Annotated in this window: 13 protein-coding genes; 8 read left to right on the top strand and 5 right to left on the bottom strand. The window is 66.8% G+C overall.

The window, feature by feature from the left end; genetic code table 11:
• Nucleotides 1-144: 144 nt before the first annotated feature.
• Nucleotides 145-1,491 carry a hypothetical protein gene (locus OOT46_RS03560; RefSeq protein ID WP_265402205.1) on the bottom strand — a complete coding sequence of 449 codons (1,347 nt, stop codon included), beginning with the start codon at nt 1,489-1,491 and terminating at the stop codon, nt 145-147.
• 620 nt (nt 1,492-2,111) lie between these two features.
• Between OOT46_RS03560 and OOT46_RS03565 the strand changes: the two genes are divergently transcribed.
• The 4 genes from OOT46_RS03565 to OOT46_RS03575 all read left to right on the top strand — a co-directional run bounded on the left by OOT46_RS03565 (nt 2,112) and on the right by OOT46_RS03575 (nt 6,132).
• Complete coding sequence (locus OOT46_RS03565; protein WP_265402206.1) at nt 2,112-3,974, top strand: diguanylate cyclase; 1,863 nt, start codon at nt 2,112-2,114, stop codon at nt 3,972-3,974.
• Nucleotides 3,975-4,358: 384 nt separating this feature from the next.
• Entirely contained in the window at nt 4,359-5,003 is a 645-nt protein-coding gene (locus OOT46_RS03570) for a glutathione S-transferase (RefSeq protein ID WP_265402207.1), read from the top strand.
• A gap of 75 nt (nt 5,004-5,078) precedes the next feature.
• Nucleotides 5,079-5,201: a transposase domain-containing protein gene (locus OOT46_RS30905; protein WP_416136144.1), complete on the top strand. Its 123-nt coding sequence runs from the start codon at nt 5,079-5,081 to the stop codon at nt 5,199-5,201.
• A 277-nt stretch (nt 5,202-5,478) separates the two neighbouring features.
• On the top strand, nt 5,479-6,132 hold the full coding sequence (locus tag OOT46_RS03575; protein WP_265402208.1) for a SecDF P1 head subdomain-containing protein: 654 nt from the start codon (nt 5,479-5,481) through the stop codon (nt 6,130-6,132).
• Nucleotides 6,133-6,615: 483 nt separating this feature from the next.
• Here the strand turns inward: OOT46_RS03575 and OOT46_RS03580 are convergent, their stop codons facing one another.
• Entirely contained in the window at nt 6,616-7,392 is a 777-nt protein-coding gene (locus OOT46_RS03580) for a DNA alkylation repair protein (protein ID WP_265402209.1), read from the bottom strand.
• A gap of 517 nt (nt 7,393-7,909) precedes the next feature.
• On the opposite strand from OOT46_RS03580, the gene OOT46_RS03585 reads away from it, so the two are divergent.
• Nucleotides 7,910-10,504: a PEP-CTERM sorting domain-containing protein gene (locus OOT46_RS03585; protein WP_265402210.1), complete on the top strand. Its 2,595-nt coding sequence runs from the start codon at nt 7,910-7,912 to the stop codon at nt 10,502-10,504.
• Here OOT46_RS03585 and OOT46_RS03590 read toward each other — a convergent pair.
• The gene (locus OOT46_RS03590; RefSeq protein ID WP_265402211.1) at nt 10,501-10,734 is read right to left on the bottom strand and encodes a DUF2630 family protein; all 234 of its coding nucleotides are present in this window, start codon (nt 10,732-10,734) and stop codon (nt 10,501-10,503) included. The genes OOT46_RS03585 and OOT46_RS03590 overlap by 4 nt on opposite strands.
• A gap of 413 nt (nt 10,735-11,147) precedes the next feature.
• Here OOT46_RS03590 and OOT46_RS03595 point away from each other — a divergent pair, with 413 nt between their 5' ends.
• Nucleotides 11,148-11,690: a DUF882 domain-containing protein gene (locus tag OOT46_RS03595; protein WP_265402212.1), complete on the top strand. Its 543-nt coding sequence runs from the start codon at nt 11,148-11,150 to the stop codon at nt 11,688-11,690.
• A 27-nt stretch (nt 11,691-11,717) separates the two neighbouring features.
• On the opposite strand, the gene OOT46_RS03600 is transcribed toward OOT46_RS03595, so the two are convergent.
• Nucleotides 11,718-13,448: a L,D-transpeptidase family protein gene (locus OOT46_RS03600; protein WP_265402213.1), complete on the bottom strand. Its 1,731-nt coding sequence runs from the start codon at nt 13,446-13,448 to the stop codon at nt 11,718-11,720.
• Nucleotides 13,449-13,607: 159 nt separating this feature from the next.
• Here OOT46_RS03600 and OOT46_RS03605 point away from each other — a divergent pair, with 159 nt between their 5' ends.
• Nucleotides 13,608-15,110 (top strand): MFS transporter, encoded by a 1,503-nt coding sequence (locus OOT46_RS03605; protein WP_265402214.1) that lies wholly within the window; start codon nt 13,608-13,610, stop codon nt 15,108-15,110.
• Between the two features lie 18 nt (nt 15,111-15,128).
• A complete protein-coding gene (locus tag OOT46_RS03610; protein WP_265402215.1) occupies nt 15,129-17,681 on the top strand; it encodes a GspE/PulE family protein in 2,553 nt (850 codons plus the stop codon).
• Nucleotides 17,682-17,696: 15 nt separating this feature from the next.
• Here the strand turns inward: OOT46_RS03610 and OOT46_RS03615 are convergent, their stop codons facing one another.
• A complete protein-coding gene (locus OOT46_RS03615) occupies nt 17,697-18,575 on the bottom strand; it encodes a hypothetical protein (RefSeq protein WP_265402216.1) in 879 nt (292 codons plus the stop codon).
• Nucleotide 18,576 lies beyond the last annotated feature (1 nt).

Here is an 18,576-nt window from a genome sequence, read left to right on the forward strand (position 1 = left end):
ATCGCCTTCGTCGATCACCGTGCGCTTGTGAACGCTTGAGATTCAAGCAAATACCTGTCCGTCACAGTGGGTCAAGTCCAACTTCAGCCCGCGCCCGCCATGCGTCCAGCCGAACTCGACAAGCGCCGAGTGCGGCCAGCCCGATCAGCGTTCAGCCCTCGCCAGCTCAGGCACCGGTGTCAACAAGAACACTGCCTGATTGAATTGCAGATCCTGGCCATGGACGACGATTTGCCCGGCTTCGTTCAGATCCCTCGCCCACGTCAGTTGCCAGCCCGGCAGATCCACGAGTTTGTTGAGATCCTGGTAGGACTGGCCGTCGAGCGAGACCACGGCGCATCCGTCCCAAATGTAGACGATAGAGTCCGAGCAGATGCCCATGCCGACAATGACGCCCGCATCGTTGATGAATAAGGCGCTTGTGCCAGTCTGCGGCATCCGCGTTGTCGGACCGCGAATCTCACGCAGCTCCCCTTCGTCCCACAATGCGGTAATGGAGCTCCCGCTGTAGAGGTAGGACTGTTCGCCGGGCGCCCAGGCGTTGACCAGGATCTGGCCCCTGTTGTTGAGGTCGACGGCCTCGCTGGGCATCGGTCGACCGGCCGGTGACCGCAGAGCACCCAGGTCGGTCATTTCACCGTGGGCCCACAACGTGGCCTGGGAGGACGTATCCTGGCTCGGCGGCCAACTGCCCGACCCGCCGGTGCTTGACCTCCCGACCACCTGCCCTTGTTCATTGATGTCGACGGCTTCGCTGTAGCCAAACCCCTCCGAGTTGACCCGCAGCGTGCCGAGGTTGATGGCCCGACCCTGCGCGTCCCAGAGGGTCGCTCGCATGCCGAGGGATTTTCCGCCTGCATAGAGAGGCGACTGGCCATAGATCTGCCCGGCCTCGTTGATGCCCCGGGGCCTCGTGTCTTCGGCGGCGCCGGTGGGGATCGGACTCAGAGAAGGCAACACCTGTAGACCACGGTTGGACCAGCGCACAGCATGTTGCTCGATGGGTTCGCCGGCCGCGTCGAAGCGAAGGGAGATGCCGACAACGATTCCCGCGTCGTTGACGGCCGTGGCCCAGCTGTAGCCTTTGCCGTTCGGCGCCGTCCGCAGCGTTCCCAGGTCGACGGCCCGGCCGCGCTGCCAGATCACACCACGTGGCCCCTTGTAAACGCCGTTGATGTCGGCGGTGTCGGAGACGCCCACCGCGACGCCGTCATTCCTGAGGTCCATGACCCTGCTGAAGCCATGACCCGGCCCGGGGGGGGCCAGTCTCGGAAACTGAACCAAGGCGCCACCGGGACTCCACAGCACCCAGTCCGCTGTCCAGTACAGCCGGACGGCCACCTGGCCCCGGTCGTTCATCGGACCCACGTCGCTGATGCCGTTCGCGAGAAGAATCTGCTCCGCCCGGTAGTAGGGAGCACTCAAGACCGATCCCGCGGACAGCGCCAGAATCACCAGGGACAACGCACGAGCTTGCATCGAATGTTCCATCGCCGTCTCCTGAGCAGCAAGGCCGAGCGGCACACGCGATATCGGCCGCTCGTCTGCCTAACGATAGTGGTGCGACGGCAGCGCTCCCCCCCTCAGGTAAGGGGCCCAAGGAAGTGACTGCCTCCCGCAGGGGCGGGGCAAGGTCCACGACCGCCGGCGCACCGCCGTGAAGTTCTCCGACCGAAAGCCGACGCCCGGCCGGAAGAACTTCAACCGGGCGTGTATCCGGAGGACCGATGGAAGGTGAGCGGTGTCCCCCATCCCACCAGCGGCCGAAGTCCAGTCGTGAACGGTCTGAATTTGGGTCCGACCTCATCCACTTCGATCGCTTTGCCGGTACACCTTGGACCTGCGGCAAGACCGGGACCGGGTTTTTCCCGCCGAATGGAGGAACTGCTGCCGCATCGGTGGTGTCCTCCGGCCTGATGAATACTCGTTGATGGAATCAAGACGTCGGCGGCGGTCGCATACGGGTCGCCGGCAGGAGCGACACGACCAACAGAGTGCTGAGACCGTACCGGGGCAGCGCGGGCATGGACAGCAACTGCCGCAACCACAGTTCCATGGCGGCGCATGATGGCGACCGTCGGCCGGGCTTGCCGAGATGTACAGAGGATCCAATGACCCCACCCTCTCTTGAGCTTGTGCATCGCACCATCAAGGCGCTTTTCCTGTCGCTGGCATGGACGACCTTTGCCGCTCTGTCTGCGACCGCGAAACCGACGACGGAGCTTGATCTGACCTCGACCTTTGCAGAGGCCGCGCTCGCTCGCTCGGGCCAGGTGCTCCATGACCGCACGGGCACCATGGACCTGGAGGCGGTGCGAAAGTCGGACCAGTGGCGCCTGTCGTCATCAGACACGGTGCCGGGGGGGTACTCGCATGGCGTCTGGTGGATGCGGGTGCGCGTCACCAACCGAAGTGGCGCGCCGCTTCAAGCCATTCTGGACCTGAACAGTCCTTTGCAGGACTACGTGCAGCTTCTCCAGGTGGATCCTGGCGGCCACGTCGTGGACCAGGACGAGGCCGGGGATCATCTTCCGATGTCGAGATGGAAGATGGCAGGCCGCACGCTCAAATTCCTCGTCGCACTGGAGAACGACGAGGGCAGAGATCTATATCTGCGGCTCGCGAGCGAGGACGGACTGCACGTGGGAGTCAGGCCGGCGCTGCGTTCGCTGGCTGAGCAATCCCAACACGATCAAGTCGACACGCTGGTCCATGCGCTGTACTTCGGCATGCTGCTGGCGCTGCTGCTCTACAACTTCGTTCTCTTCCTGTCCACCCGCGGCGATCGGGCCCTCGCTTACTACGTCCTGCACCTGCTCGCGTTCGGCACGTGGGCCTGGACCTTCCGGGGATACGGCTTCAGATACTTCTGGCCTGAATCGCCCGGGGTCAACCAGCACGTCCTGTTGGCCTGCATCAGCCTCAGCGCGGTAGCCCAGGCCCTGTTCGCGATGCACTACCTGAGAGTCCGTCGTGCGGCTCCACGTCTGTATCCCGTCCTGGTGGCCGTCATTGCGGCCAACGCGCTGGCACTGCTCAGCCCTCTGCTCGGCGGCTACGCTGTTCCCTTCTTCGTGGCGTGCTTCGGCGTTCTGGCGGGAACCGTGGTGACGTATCTGTGTGCCGGGTACTTGGTCCGCAAAGGCTCCAGGCCGGCGTTGATCTTTTTCGTGTCCTATGCCGCACTCGCGTTGGGCGTCACGATGTATCTCCTTCGGCTGCTGGGTGTCCTCACGCCCAACTTCATGACCGAGTACGGCTTCGAAGTCGGCTCGGCGCTGCAGATGCTCATTCTTGCCCTCGGCCTCGCCGACCAGATGAACACGCTCCGGGAGCAGAAACTGGAAGCGGAACGTCAAGCGGCGGCCGCCCAGACCGCCCTCGTCAACCGGCTGGACGCGCTCGTGAAGGAGCGCACCCACGAACTCGAGCAGTTGAATGCGAAACTTGGCGAGTTGTCGATCAAGGATGAGCTGACGGGCGCCTACAACAAACGCCACTTCACAGAAGTGATCCGGACCGAACTGGCCCGACATGGCAGGCAAGGGGGTGTGCTGTCCTTCTGCATGTTCGATGTGGACTTCTTCAAGGCCTATAACGACCGCTATGGTCATCCAGCGGGCGATGAGGTGCTTCGCAAGGTAGCGGCCACGGTGAGCGCACGGCTGCGGCGCAGGGACGACCGGCTGTTCCGTCTGGGCGGCGAGGAGTTCGGGGTGCTGCTGAGCGTCGACAGGCCTGCGAACACCGTCGCCCAGTACGTTGACGGGCTGCGCCAGGCGATCGAGGACTTGGCGGTGATCCATGAGGGGTCCAGGTTCGGGAAGCTCACGGCCAGCTTTGGGCTGGTGATCCTGGACTCGACTTCGCAAGGCGAGCCATTGGACCCGGACGCCTTGTATACGCTCGCGGACAGAAGGCTTTACGAGGCCAAGCGCAACGGCCGCAACCGGGTCGAGGTCCAGCTCGCTTGAAGGTTCCCACCGTGGATGTTCGGTCCTGGAGAGTCACCGTGAAACGCTGACGGTCCAACAGAAGGAAGCGCTATGGCAGCAAGCCTTCAAGGTTCAGCGCGCACAACGCCGGGAGTTCGAGCCGAGTTGCGCGGGTCTACCTCAGCTGTGCGCCGAGTCGTTCTGCCGATTCACTTCACACGCGCTCGGCGTCCCCGCGGCCAGCCGAGACCATCGTGACAGCAGCCACGTGCCTGGGCGAAGTGGTGCAGGGCCAAAGTCACAAGACGGAGGGTTGCATTCATGGGCGACGCGTTTCCGGTCGGACAGGTCTGTCGCCTGCACTACACCTCCATCCGGCGGGCGACTCTAGACTGGGCTACAACCACCAAAGGAGACCCCGACATGCTGACCCTGTGTGGATCCCCGCGCTCCAACTACTACAACAAGGTGAAGTTTGCGCTGCTCGAGAAGGGCGTGCCCTTCCGTGAAGAGCTTGCAGCCATCGGCCAGCCCGAGACGCTGAAAGAGTCCCCGCTCGGCAAGGTGCCCTTCATCCGGACCGAGCACGGCGCGCTGTGCGAGAGCCAGGTCATCCTGGACTACATCGAAGCGCGCTGGCCGGACCCCGCCTTGTTGCCAGCCGACCTTTGGGCAGCGGCCAAGGTGCGTGAGCTGACCACCTTCCTCGACCTTCACCTCGAGCTGGTGGCGCGTGAGTTGTACCTCCAGGCCTTTTTCGGCGGCACGGTGAGCGACAGCAACAAGGCCCGCGTGCGCAAGCTGCTCGACAAGCACCTCGTCGGCTTCAGGCAGCTGGCGAAGTTTTCGCCCTACGTCGCGGGCGAGAGCTTCACCCAGGCCGACTGCGCTGCCTTTGTGCACCTGCCGATCATCGCGCGGGCCACGCGAGCCGTCTACGGCGTGGACCTGCTCGCCGAGCACGGCATCGACTGGAAGACCTACTGCGACCACGTCGGCGAACGCGCCAGCGCCCAGAAGGTGACGGCCGACCGCAAGGCCGACCAGGCCCGGTCCGCGGCGAAGTGAGGCGGCGGCTGCTGCCTCAGCCGAGCAGCTTGAGGTCAGCGGCGCCGGCACCGATCAGCAGCAGGCAGCCGAAACGTGCTGCCGGACCGGCCGGGGGGCGCCTTGACCGGACGCACACCGTGGGTCTACCTCAAGGACGTGCTGAACCGGCTGCCCTCACATGCGAGCCGGCGGATCGGCCAGCTTCTGCCAGAGTGACATGGGGGTCTCCCGATGAACAGGCGCCCCAGGGCGGGAGAGAGTCCTGGGCCTGCTATGCGCTGAATGCCCGGGCCAGCTCAGCGGGCCCGGAGCCTCAAACGGCCAGGCGCTGGCGCGTTGTCCCGCATAATTCGCCCCCAGGGAGAGACCTACCTGCGTCTCAGAGAGCCACACGGTGACCTATCGAAGGAGCCGCAGCATCGGCGCAGGAGGACGACAGGCATTCGAGCGACGCGATCCGGCCGAAGGTAGAGACTGCCGGGAGGGAGTACCCGTGAGATTCTTTCGCTTCCTGTTTGCCATTGGCTGCCTTGTAGCGCTCGGTGGCTGCGGCTCCGAGGCCGGGCGGGCCCGGGACATTGAAGTAGCAGGCGCAGCCGCGTTCACCGAGGACGATGCACGCGTGATCACAGCGCGGCTACGCGATGCCACCGAGCGCAAGCTGTGGGAGGCCGAGCCGACGTATTCCTTCGTCGCCACAGCCGGCGGCATCAAGGTCCGCGCGAGTGCGGCGCCGGTCGACGAAGACCTGCGCTATCTCCTGTCCCACCGAGGGGAGTTCGTGGTGCGGCCCGAGCTTGGCGCATCCTGGTTCGAACACCGTCACATCGTCGACGCGCAGGCGGCAATCGACGAGTCTGGCCAAGCGTTGTTGCGGCTGAGGTTGTCTGACGAGGGCCGCGAACGACTGGCGCGCTTTAGTGCCAAACACGTGCCGGCGACCGTGCAGGTCATGTTCGACCGCCGCCAGCTGACCGCGGCGCGGGTGAGCCAGCCCATCACCGAAGGGCGAATCGAGGTGCCTGTCGGCAGCCGGTCACCGAAGGAGGTGCTGTTGATCGCGCAGATCCTGAGGACCGGAGCGCTGTCTTTCCAGCCCGGTGCGATCCAGGTTTCCGTTTCCTCGAAGGGCGGCGGTGGCCGCTAGGGCTTGCTGGCGGACATGGGCGACGGGGTGCTGCAGCCGATGATCCAGGCCACCGGTCGTCCCGAAGCTGTCCGGGAGATTGGCAAGAGGATGTCCTCGATGACCATGCGCCGCACCGGCGCCGTGCACTGCTGGAGTTGAAGTACTGCCGCGTGCGCCTGCTGCTGGCAAGGTCAGGTGGTGTCCTCGCGCAGACGATTCTCGGCGGCGGGAGCGGGGTCATGTATGCGGTACACAGGGACGGCACGCTCCGCTGGTATAGGGACTACAACTGGGGAGGGCCATCGCCCAGTTGGGCGTCAGTTCCACCGTGCGGCAATATCGTCGGAACTGGCTGGATGGCGCCAACGGGAAGTAGCGAGGAATGACCGGACGCTGGCGACTGAGGCGCCGGATCGCTTCTTCGGCCAGCTTGGTTGCCACCATCAACTTGTTCGTCGTCGGTCGACTCAGAGCTTGGAGCCTCCAGGGTCCCGGGGCGGTTCACCGCTTCTTATTGATCGTGCGCAGGGCGCGCGAGATGATCCTCTTCGTGTTCGCGTTGCCGTCCGCTTCCCAACGCTCGCACAACTCGACCACCCATTCCGGGCGCGATTTGCTGGCATCGTTCAGCCAGTTGGCGACCGAGTCCTGCACGTACTTCGAGGTGTCGGCCCGCAAAGAGGACAAAAGGCTTTCCGCCAACTGCGGCTGCTCCTTCAGCTCCTTGATGTGCTCGCACCAGACACCACGCGGCCGCACGCTCTCGACCGCAAAACGGCGTATGTTCGCGTCGGGGTCCGACGTCCAGGGCTTCAGGCAGGCGATTGCGTGCGGGATGTCACGTGCCAGATGGGGGCGGACCGCCATCCACGCCCACTCTCGCACGCCGAAGTGCAGATCCGCCGCGAACGGACGCATCGACTCAAGGCGGTCCTGCAGCGGCATCCCGCGCTCGTCGCGGGCAATCGCGAAAGCGGCCCAACTCCTTACCGTGTCGGACCGGTGACGAGAAGCTGCCAGCAGGATCTCGGCCTGCCTGTGCTCCTTGTGCAGCGTCTCTCGCAAGGCATCAGCAATCAGCACCAGCTGACGGCTGATGCCGGCTGCCCTGGCCCCTTCGGCGACCTGCGCTACGGCCTCTGCCCCGGTTTCAAGACCGAGGGAGGGCAGCACGGCCCTTGCCAGCCCGGCCTGATCGATGGCCAAGCACTCGGCGAGGTTTTTCGTCTGCGCTCCGAGGTTCAACTCATGCAGTCGGTCGACCGCAATCACTGCCATAAGCTCTCCGTCCTTCCTGCACCGGTTTTGCCGCCGCCGGACTGACCGACGGGACGTCGGCGGACGTCTCACTTCGTATCGCATAGCGCGGCGGCGCCACGATGCCGCCAGGATCGATGGACTGCTTCAGCCTGAGACCGAGCACGCGAGCGAATTTTCGTCACGAAACATCAACGTCCCGTGAAAACAGCAAGGGTAGCCTGTTGTCGAACGCTCGTTCCGACAGGCTGTTCAAGGTGATGGGGCAATCGAGGTCGTGCGCCGTGCAGATGTTTTCTACGGTCTCAACGCACTTGCTGACGGTGGTGGCGCTTGGGGGACCACGGGCGCCGACTACAACAGCGCACAGCCGTCCCATGCGGGGTCGAGAGGATGTACGGGAGGCTGCTTTATGGTCGCACCGGTCCTGCAGCGCAAGCCCGGTTGCAATTTGACCGGACGTCTCTGGTTCGACCTCCCATTCTTGGGGGCAGTGCCGTCCTGTTCGAGCCGGCAGCGGCGCCAACCGGAGACTGCCATGACCCCTGTCCCTGTCTCACAACGCTCGCGATCTTTCACGCTCGGTGCCGCCGCCTATCTGGCGACCTGTAGCGTCGGTGCCCTGGCTGCAGACACGACCTGGACCGGCGCCGCTGGCCTGCCTTTCTGGGACCTCGCCAGCAACTGGTCGGCGGGTCCACCCGATTCGCTCGACACCCGCGCGCTGCTGGGCAGCAGCGACACGACGATCCGGCACGGCGCCTTTCTGGCGGGCCAGGTGACGGGGCAGGGCCGTCTGAGGCTGGCGGGAGGCAGCCTGCAGCTTCAGGGGCCGGGCTCGACCCTCGGCCACCTCGACCTGCACGGCGGCACCCTGGGCGGCGAGGCGGAGATCACCGTCGGCAGCCTGGACTGGCGTGCCGGCGGCTTCACCTCCGCAGATGGCAGGCACCGGACCCTCCAGGTGTCCGGTGCCGCCACACTGTCCGGAACGCTGCACGTCGGCATCGACACGAGCTTGGAGCTGAACGGCACCAGCCTGTGGAAAGACGGGCCCTCCTCGCTCGAGGGTGGCCCCTTCGCCTTGACCATTGGCGCCAGGGGCCGCTTCCACGATCATGCGGCCTCCGGCGATCACGTGCTCCGTCTCGGCTTGGGCCGCCTGGACGACTTCCGCATCGACGGACAGTACCTGAAGACCGGCGGCGCGACCACCACTTGGGACACGGGCATAGGCAGCCCGGTGCATCGCGGGCGGCTCGACGTGCAGGGCGGCCGGTTGAACGTCGAGTTGGACAACCAGTATTTCGAGAACGCGGGCGTGACCCGCATCGAGAATGCCGCGATGTCCATCCGCGGACACCAGGGCGGCTTGAGCAACAGCGGCACCTTCGATGTGCAGGCCGGTGGGAGCCTGACCTTCGCAGCAGACGAAAGCGGTGTGGGAAGCACGGGTGTGTGGACGATCGCAAAGGGCGGCCGGGTGGAGTTGCAGGATGCCGCCCGGCACGGGGCGCCCGTCGGCTACATCGCTTCCACCTTCACCTCGGGAGCCATCCGCAACGAGGGGACGCTGGTCTTCCGGGGCGCTCGCTACTTCGACGGCGGCGGCCCGACAGGTGTTTTCATCCTGGGTCGAGACCTTGCGATCAGCGGCGGCGGCAGCATCGAAGCCGCTGCTGGCGTCGAACTGCAGATCGAGCGCGACCTGCACGTGGGGCGCCTCAGGATCGGCGAGCCGGCGCCTTACGACCCCTTGGAGCCCCGGGATTACGTGTTCTCCCGAGTGGTAGCGGCCGGCACCGTGGTCGTGGACGAACTGGACTGGGAAGACGGGTTCCTGGATCCGACCGGCGACGTCACGGTCCTGAACGCCGCCCGCTTGTCGAACGACTGGTCCTCCTATTGGAACAACCCGCAGATGCGCAGGCTGGGCAAGGAGATCAACACCGCTTTCACCTTCCAGCGCCGAGCCGAGTGGGATGGCAACGGCGACCTGTTCGGCACCGGGAACATCCGGGTGGCCATCGGGGCCCGCTTCGAGGACCACAACTCGCAGGGGACCCTGGACTTTGCCTGGGGGCAGCGTTTGCCCCGGCCAACCCGCATCGAGGTCGCCTCCTTCATCAACGACGGCCGCTACGTGAAAACGGGGGCTGGCATCACCGTGGTCCAGTCCCGCTTCGACAACCGGGGCACTGTGCAGGTGGTGGATGCCGCGCCGCTGGTGTTTGCCGGAACGCTGAACAACACCGGCACGCTCGAGGCGGTGCGCTCACGCGTCACGATGGCAGGCACGCTGTCCCAGCTGCAGGGCGGGGTCCTCACGGAGGGCCGGTATATCGCGCGCAACGGCACGCTGGTCTTCGCAGGGGTCGATGAGCCCGGCGCGACCCGGCCGATGGGCATTGTCCGGAACGAAGCGACCCTCGTGCTCGACGGGCCGCATGCCCGCCTGTCCACCATCTGGCTTGGACTGGAGCAGGACGCCTTGGCCCGGCTGAGCATGTCCACCGGCCGCCTGGAGGTGCTCAACGGCGCGACGCTGACGACACTCACGGGACTCGCCAACCGCGGCGTTCTTGTCGTCGCCGGCGGAGGGGAGGTGCAGGCCGAGGGCTTCTGGCAGCCGTACGACCTCGAGCACAGCATCCCCGTCGAGGGCCCCACCCCCGTCACCTGGCTGGACGGGACGCTGAAAGGGCGCGCCGTGTCGTTCGACGAGGGCGACCTGGGTCCGGGAACGCGGGGCGGCATCGGTGTGGCGAACCTGATCGGCAAGACCTCCTTCTCCAAGGACAGCCGCCTGCTGCTCGACATCCGGGATGAGCAGGCCTTCGATCAGGTGCGGATCACCGGAAGCGTGGCCTTGAACGGGATCCTCCGGGTCGACGTCGGGGGTGCCGAGCCGACGCTGGGCAGCTTCCGCGTCCTCACGGCGACGGAGGGCCTGGAAGGCCGGTTCACCGCGGTGGCCTCCGGCCTCGATCCGGCGCAATACCGGATCAGCGCGAGCTACATGCCCAACTACCTGGAGTTGACGGTGACGCCCGCTCCCGAGCCGGGGACCTGGAGCCTGGGGCTGCTGGGCGGCGCACTGCTCGCCGCCCGCAGGCGCGGGTCGAAGCCCTAGTTCAGATAGCGCTCGACGGTGCCGACGTCACGCAGCGTGGCCTTGTCGGGGTCGTCGCCGAACTCGCGCCGGGCACGGCGCTGGCGCAGCAGGTCCCAGCACTGGTCCAGTTCCTCTTCGATGTGCTGAATCCGCTCGGTGTTCTGCTCCGGCGCGCTGGCTTCGGCGCGCAGGCGGTTTTCCTCGTCGACCAGCTCGGTGATGTGCTGCAGGATGGTCTTGTCGCTCATGGTGTCGTGCCTCCGGGAACGGCCCGGCGCCCTCGGCGGCCGGGTGGGGTGGACAGGGCCTGCCGGTCCGCCGGGCGTGACCGGCGGCCGCCTTTGCCGATCGGGCAAGTTGCGCACCCGCAGCCCGGCCGATGCCCGGGAAGCCGCCGGGATCGAGGAAAAATCACGTGTTGCAGCCCGGGCGCGGGTTTTTTCGCCGGCCTCCCGAACAAAATGGGGAACCTGGGCGGCATTTCCTGCACAGAGAAAGTTGCGCCTGTCGGCCGCCTTGCCTCTGCGAGGCCCGGGACGCGCAGCGTCCGGGCGCGTCAACGGCGGTCTTAAAAGACCTGCCGCGGCGCCTGTTTTATCCACACGCGTTGACGCCCCTGCGCCAGCGCCTCTATAAAACGCGATTTCGCTGTACGCCCGCCGTGACCGACACCTCCCGCCGCCGCCTGCTGGCTGCCTTTGCCGCCGCCCCTGCCGTCCTCGCCGCCCCCAGCTGGGCCCGCGCCAGCGTCGCCGAGGCCCGCTCCCTGCACTTCACCCATCTGCACACCGGTGAACGCCTGAAGGTCGAGTATTTCGGCGCCGGCGCCTATGTGCCCGAGGCCCTGCGTGAGGTCGACCGCCTGCTGCGCGACTTCCGCACCGGCGACGTCAGCCCCATCGATCCGCGCCTGCTGGACCTGCTGCACGGCCTGGCGCTGCGCATCGAAAGCCGCCAGCCTTTCCAGATCATCTCCGGCTACCGCTCGCCCCACACCAACGCAGCACTGCGTGGCAAGAGCGAGCACAGCGGCGTGGCCAAGCGCAGCTTGCACATGGTGGGGCAGGCAGTCGACATCCGGCTCGCCGACGTGGCGCTGGGCGACCTGCGCAAAGCCGCGCTCGCCCTCGGTCGTGGCGGCGTGGGTTACTACCCCGGCTCCAACTTCGTGCACGTCGACACCGGGGGCGTGCGCTCCTGGTAAGCGGCGCGCCGGCCCCGCGCTCGCCGTTCAGCGCGGCCGCTGCGCCAGCGCCTGCTCCAGCTTCTTGTCGTGGCCGTAGATGTCGGCCGCGAAATGCACCTCGTCCTCGCCGGGCATCGCCATCGCGGTGAGGTAAAACAGCAGCACCTGGATCGGCTCCTTCAGGTCGACCTTGACCTGCTGGCCGCCTGCCATCGCGGCCTCGACACGCTCGCGGGTCCACTCCGGCTGGTCCTGCAGCGCCCACAAGGCCAGCGCCGCTGGGTCTTCCACGCGCACGCAGCCGTGGCTCAGGTCACGGCGCAGGCGGTCGAACAGCTGCTTGGCCGGTGTGCCGTGCAGGTAGACGCTCTCGTCGTTCGGAAAGATGAACTTGGCCGGCCCCAGCGAGTTGCGCGGCCCGGGGCGCTGGCGCACGCGCAGCTCGCCCCGCTGCAGCAGGGCCAGGTTCTCGGGCGTCGTTTCGACCACCTCGGCGTCGTCGCTGTTGCCGCGCACCAGTTCCATCTCCTGCTTCGCCAGGTGCTCCGGGTCGCGCTCCAGGGCCGGCAGCAGTTCCTTCTGCACGATGGAGGGCGGCACGTTCCAGTAGGGACTGAAGACGATGTAGCGCATCTCCTCCACCATCGCCGGCGTCTCGGTGTTCAGCGCCTTGCCGACGATCACGTTCATGTGGAGGGCCAGCTTGCCGTCCAGCGTCTCGGGGCCGCCTGCCCAGAGGCGGAACATCGGGATGTTGATGCCGACAAAACGGCGCTGCTCCAGTCTCGGGAACCAGCGCAGGCGCTCCAGCGACAGCTCGATCTGGCGCACCCGCTGCGCCGCCGGCACCTCCAGCGCTGCCAAAGTGGCCTTGTTCAGCACGCCATGGGCTTCCAGCCCGTGGCGGGTCTGGAAACGCTTGACGCCGTCGACGAGGGCGCCTTCATACAGCCCGCCGGACGGGGCGGCGCTGTCCACCGGCAGGTCGCCCAGCAGCACCAGCCGCTGGTGCAGGGCCGGAATGCCGGCATAGGCCTGCCCTGGCTTCAACTCGGCCGCGGCCGGCAGGGCCGCCGGTGCCGGCTGGGCCGCGAGCGTGCGGTAGCGCGCCAGCGCCGCGCGCAGACTGCGGTAGGGCTCCAGCGGCGGCCTGACGCGCTCCACCAGCTCCCCGAGGTTTTGCTGCTGCAGCGCGCTGCGCAGCAACGCGGGAAGGTCCTCGCGTTTCGTGTCCCGGGGGATTGAAAAGCCCATCTTGCGGGGATCGACACGGCCGGTGTGCAGGTGGCGCAGGTAACGCAGCACCCCCTCGCTGAAGGCGAGATCCAGCGCCGCGATGTCCTGGTCCTCGGGCGAGCGCCCGCCCTTGAGCGCGTCGCTGCCGGCGGCCAGCTGCGCGGCTGCGTAGTCCGCCGGGTCCAGGCCGTCGGCCACCGAGCCCGACAGCAGCGTGACTGCTTCGGCGGCCACCGGGGTCAGTCGGCGCTTGGCATCGAACCACAGCGGTGCATAAGCCCCGGGCGCGTAGAGTGCCTCCAGGTCCTGCGATGCATCGGCCGGCGGGCGGGCGGCGTCCTGCGTTCCGGAGGCAGCGGCCGGCCCCGCGATGCGGCTGCGGATCGCTTCGGCGGCACCCGCCAAGGCCGGCTGCGACGCAGAGGAGGCGCCTGTGGCCGCCGCTCTGTCACTGCCCTGGCGGCCGCCGTCGCCGCAAGCCGCCAGACCCAGCAGCAGCGCGGCCGCGGCGACCGCGCCGGATGTCGAGAGGAGCTTCAAGCTTGGTGGCCTCGTTCGCATGCGGGCATCCCTGTACTGCACAAGGTCCCCATTGCGCCAGAGGGCGCGGCGGCTGTCGGTCGGCGGATGCCTGACACGAGAGCACAGGTAAATCGAAGGCGCAGACCGGGCCAGGTATCCGTCTTGCTGGGCGCCTGTATGCCTCTGAGACCCGATGACAACGTCACATTGACGGACGTGGAGCGCGGCCAGCGCGCCCTGATACGCGATGCCGCCTGGGCCAGCCTGGCGGGCTCCCTGTATGGCGGCGTGATCCTGGTGGGCTTCGCGCTCGCGCTGGGAGCCGGGCCGATGCACATCGGCCTGCTCGCCGCCATCCCGCTGATCGCGCAGGTGGTGCAGCTGCCCGCCATCGCGCTGGTGGAGAAGCTGCAGCAAAGACGCAAGATCACGGTGATCGCGGTCACCGTGGCGCGCACCCTGATCCTCTCGCTCGCGGTGCTGCCCTTCATCGCCGACGCACCGGTGCAGCTGACCTTGCTGGTCATCGCGCAGTTCACGATCTCGGCGCTCGGCTCCATCACTGCCTGTTCGCTGAATTCCTGGCTGCACCAGCTGCTGCCGCGTGAAGGGCTGGGCGCTTTCTTCTCGCGCCGGTTGTTCTGGGCCACCACCATCGCCTGTGTCGGTACCCTGGGCGCCGGCCTGCTGGTCGACCATGCGCCCTTCGAGCGGGAGATCTACGCCTACTCGGTCTCCTTCCTCGCCGCGGGGCTTGCGGGCTATGTCAGTTCCTGGTATCTCTCGCGCGTGCCCGAGCCCCGCATGGCGAGCGTCGGCGCGCACGGCAACGTGTGGTCGCGCCTGAAGCTGCCTTTCGGCGACACCAACTTCCGCAACTTCCTGATCTTCATGGCGAGCTGGAACGTGGCCTCCAGCTTCGCGGCGCCTTTCCTGACCGTCTACCTGATGAAGCAGCTCGGCTATTCGCTGAGCACGGTCACGACGCTGTGGGTGGCCAGCCAGGTCGCCAATGCCCTCACGCTCTACTCCTGGGGCCGCCTCTCGGACCGGCTCACCAACAAGGCCATCCTTTCGGTCGCCATGCCGGCCTGGTTTGCCTGCATGTTGGCGCTGGTGTTCACGGCCGAGCCGGCCAAGCACACGCTGACCCTGCCGCTGCTCTACCTGCTGCACCTGCTGATGGGCGCTTCGGCGGGCGGCATCGGGCTGGCCAACGGCAACATCGGCCTCAAGCTCGCGCCGCAGGGGCAGGGCACCGCCTACCTGGCGGCGATCAGCCTGGTCGGCTCGGTGGTGGGCGGCCTGGCGCCGCTGGTCGCCGGGGCGCTGGCGCAGCGGCTGGAGGACAACGAACTGTCCCTGGTGCTGCAATGGACCTCGGCGAAGGACACCCACGAGGTGTCCGTGATCGCCTTCTCGCACTGGGAGTTCCTGTTCGCGATGGCCGCGCTGTTCGGGCTCTACGTGCTGCACCGGCTGTCCAAGGTGCAGGAGGGCGAGCATGTCAGCGAGCGGGTGGTGGTGCAGCAGTTCGCACTGGAGGCGCTGCGTTCGGTGAACCAGCTGTCCAGCGTGGGCGGCATGCTCGGCAGCCTGTTCACCTTCGGCCGCCTGTTCGACCGCCGGCTGTATGCGCGCACGGCCTACCGCCGCGACGCGGAGGCGCCGCCGACCTGATCCTCCACACATCCCCCCATGCCGAACCCGAACGAATCCTGGAGCGAGCAGACCGCGCCCTTCGGGCCGCTGCCGCAGCTGCCGGAGGTGGAGGGCTACGAGTCCTTCAGCGCCAAGGAGCAGCGCCCCGCTTTCCGCTGGCCGACGCCGCCCTTCGGCGCCTACCCGCCGCCGTCCGAGCAGCAGCAGGCCCTGGCCTGCGAGATCGAGGGCCTCAACGGTCGTCGCCGCGGCGGCCGGCTGGTTTTCATCGTGCCGGAGGAAGAGGTGGCTCATGTGCAGATACCGCCGGCGCGCACGACGATGACACTGCGTTTCGGGCAGTTCCGCTCCCTCACGCTGCTGGACGTGCTGCCAGCGCTGCCGGAGGTGCGCCAGGACCCCTATGCCGGCGTGCTCGACTTGCATCCGCGCATGCCCTTCCACGTGCGCATGAACTCGGGTGAGGACCTCGAAGGCCACACCGTGGGCCACGTCGAGACCGACGAGGGCCTGTTCCTGTTCCCGCCGGCCGACGCGCAGGGCGGCGTGCGGCGTGTTTTCGTGCCACGCCACAGCTACCGTAGCGTCGAGATCGGTCCGCGCATCGGTGAGCTCCTGGTGGCTCAGAAGGCCGCCACGCCGCGCGCGGTCGAACAGGTCGCGGCGCAGCAGCAGGAGATTCGCGAGCGCAAGCTCGGCGACATCCTGGTCACTCGCAAGATCGTTCGCAGGGAACAGCTGCTGGCAGCACTGGAACAGCAGTCACGCATGCCGATGGTGCGCATTGGCGAAGCGCTGCTGTCGCTGGGCCTGGTCACCCAGGCCGACCTGGATGGCGCGTTGCGCGAGCAGAAGGCCGAGCGTTCGCTGCCGCTGGGCGAGCTGCTGGTGCAGAGCAAGGTCGTCTCACGGCGGGACCTGCAGACCGCGCTGGCCCACAAGATGGGCTACCCGCTGGTCGATGTGCTGAATTTCCCGGCCGAGCCCGAGGCCTTGCGCAAGGTGCCCGTGGCGGTCGCGTCGCGCCTGCACGCGCTGCCGCTTGTCGTGCGGGAGGGCCGGCTGGTGGTGGCACTGGAGGACCCCTCGCGCCGCTCGACGCTGGAGGAGCTGGAGTTTGTCAGCCAGCTGAAGATCGTGCCCGCCTTGGCGCAGGTCGGCTCGATGGAGGCCGCGATCCGTGCCGCCTACGAGAAGATCGGCAGTGATGTGTGGACACTGCGCGGCGCGCCGCTGGTGCTGGACTTCGAGCCGAGCGACACCAGCAAGCTGGTCGAGACGCTCGAGAAGGAGGGCGCGACCGGCGCCAGCCGTATCGAGGAAGAGGTGCAGATCGAGCAGTCGGACAACTCGCTGGTGCGGCTGATCAACAACATGATCGTGGAGGCGCACAACCAGGGGGTCTCGGACATCCACGTCGAGAGCTATCCCGGGCGCGAGAAGATCAAGATCCGCTTCCGCAAGGACGGCCTGCTGCAGTCCTATCTCGAGCTGCCGCACACCTACCGCAACGCGCTGATCTCGCGCATCAAGATCATGTGCGACCTCGACATCTCCGAGCGCCGCAAGCCGCAGGACGGCAAGATCAACTTCGCGCGTTTCGTGCCGGGTCAGAAGCTCGAGCTGCGCGTGGCGACGATCCCGACCAACAACGGCCTGGAAGACGTGGTGATGCGCATCCTGGCCTCGGCCAAGCCGCTGCCGCTGGACGACCTGGGCCTGAGCGAGCCCAACCTGCGCCAGCTGAAGGAGGCGATGCAGCGGCCCTACGGCCTGGTGCTGTGCGTCGGGCCGACGGGCTCGGGCAAGACCACCACCTTGCACTCGGCGATGAGCTTTATCAACGTGCCCGAGCGCAAGATCTGGACCGCCGAGGACCCGGTGGAGATCACCCAGCCGGGGCTGCGCCAGGTGCAGGTGAACGCCAAGATCGACTGGACCTTTGCGAAGGCCTTGCGGGCTTTCCTGCGCGCCGACCCGGACGTGATCATGGTGGGCGAGATCCGCGACGAGGAGACCGCCAAGATCGCGGTGGAGGCCTCGCTGACCGGCCACCTGGTGCTCTCGACCCTGCACACCAACAGCGCACCGGAGACGGTGACGCGGTTGCTGGACATGGGCATGGACCCGTTCAACTTCGCCGATTCGCTGCTGGCGGTGCTGGCGCAGCGCCTGGTGCGCCGGCTTTGCAGCGCCTGCCGGCAAAGCCGCCCGGCCACCGAAGAGGAGATCGGGGAACTGCTGGGCGACTACCTGAACGCCCACCTCTCGGAGTCCGGCCGCCCGGCCCGTACCGAGGTGCTGGGTGGCTGGCTCCGGCGCTATGGGCGCGAGGGCCGGCTGATGTCGCACCACAGTCCGGGCTGCGACGCCTGCGCCCACACGGGCTTTCGCGGACGGCTCGGCCTGCACGAGCTGATGGTGGCGACGCGCGGGCTGCGCCGTCTGGTCCAGACCGGCGCGACGGCCGAGCAATTGCAGCAGCAAGCCCTGCTGGAGGGCATGCGCACCTTGCGCCAGGACGGCATCGAAAAGGTCCTGCAGGGCGCGACGAGCCTGGCGGAAGTGCGGGCGATCAGCAACGAGTGAGCCGGTGCGATCCCTTTACGCAGAAGCGCTGATCATGACTTGATCGAGCTTCTCAAGGAAGGGTTTGATCCTGGACAGCCCCAGGTCACCGCACGCAAGGACTTGCAGCCGGCGCAGATTGGGCAAGTCCGCCAGACATGCAATGTCCTCGATTTTCTTGCAGTACCGGATCTCCAGCTCTTGCAGGTGAGTCAAGGCCTTCACCGCCGAAATCGACCTGAGCGATCGGAGATTGTGCAGCCGCAGCCACTCGACCTGGCTCAAGGCTTCGATACCCTGCAGCGTCTCCAGTTTCCCGCCAAGTAATCCGAGCTTGGCCAGCGGCAGGTGCCGGCTCTTTTGAAATACTTCATGGCCGGGTACGCTCAGCAATTGAAGTTCGCGCAGCCCCTGGCACGCCAGTGCTGCGTCAAGATTCTTGCCGTTGCGCGTGGGCTCCAGAGAAACTGCCTGGAGATTGGGAAAGTTCTCATGAGCAAAAGTCAGTGGCCCGTCGGTTCTCAAGTCGATCACATGGGGCAAGGAAACGGCCCGCGGCCAGGTGGCCGCCGCGCCGCTGGTAAACACGCCGAGGGCCGTGACGCCGGGCGGAACGCTGGTTTCGTCGATGCTTGCCACCAGCGCGGGGTCGACGGACGGCCCCATCGCGAGACATTCGAGACGCTTCAACTGCCTGACGCGTGAAGGAATTTGCTTCAGCCGATCCGTCGCCGGCGCGTAGAGACGCAGCTCGGTAATCTGCGCATCCCTGGCCGGGTCCTCGGGTTCGTCCGCGAGGAGGATCTTCAGCGCCGGATTCGGCGCCATGTCGGTCACTGCAGTGGCGTGCCGCGAATCAGTCATGACCCATTCAAGACGGTCGAGAGCGTTCTTCGGAAGAGCTTCAAGAGTCATG

This window comes from Aquabacterium sp. A7-Y (genome assembly GCF_026153205.1).
GTDB lineage: Bacteria > Pseudomonadota > Gammaproteobacteria > Burkholderiales > Burkholderiaceae_C > Caldimonas.

Excerpts from the sequence above, each read along its gene's own strand:
- OOT46_RS03560 (WP_265402205.1), bottom strand. The coding sequence starts at position 1,491 with ATGGAACATTCGATGCAAGCTCGTGCGTTGTCCCTGGTGATTCTGGCG.
- OOT46_RS03565 (WP_265402206.1), top strand. The coding sequence starts at position 2,112 with ATGACCCCACCCTCTCTTGAGCTTGTGCATCGCACCATCAAGGCGCTT.
- OOT46_RS03570 (WP_265402207.1), top strand. The coding sequence starts at position 4,359 with ATGCTGACCCTGTGTGGATCCCCGCGCTCCAACTACTACAACAAGGTG.
- OOT46_RS03580 (WP_265402209.1), bottom strand. The coding sequence starts at position 7,392 with ATGGCAGTGATTGCGGTCGACCGACTGCATGAGTTGAACCTCGGAGCG.
- OOT46_RS03585 (WP_265402210.1), top strand. The coding sequence starts at position 7,910 with ATGACCCCTGTCCCTGTCTCACAACGCTCGCGATCTTTCACGCTCGGT.
- OOT46_RS03590 (WP_265402211.1), bottom strand. The coding sequence starts at position 10,734 with ATGAGCGACAAGACCATCCTGCAGCACATCACCGAGCTGGTCGACGAG.
- OOT46_RS03605 (WP_265402214.1), top strand. The coding sequence starts at position 13,608 with ATGCCTCTGAGACCCGATGACAACGTCACATTGACGGACGTGGAGCGC.
- OOT46_RS03610 (WP_265402215.1), top strand. The coding sequence starts at position 15,129 with ATGCCGAACCCGAACGAATCCTGGAGCGAGCAGACCGCGCCCTTCGGG.
- OOT46_RS03615 (WP_265402216.1), bottom strand. The coding sequence starts at position 18,575 with ATGACTCTTGAAGCTCTTCCGAAGAACGCTCTCGACCGTCTTGAATGG.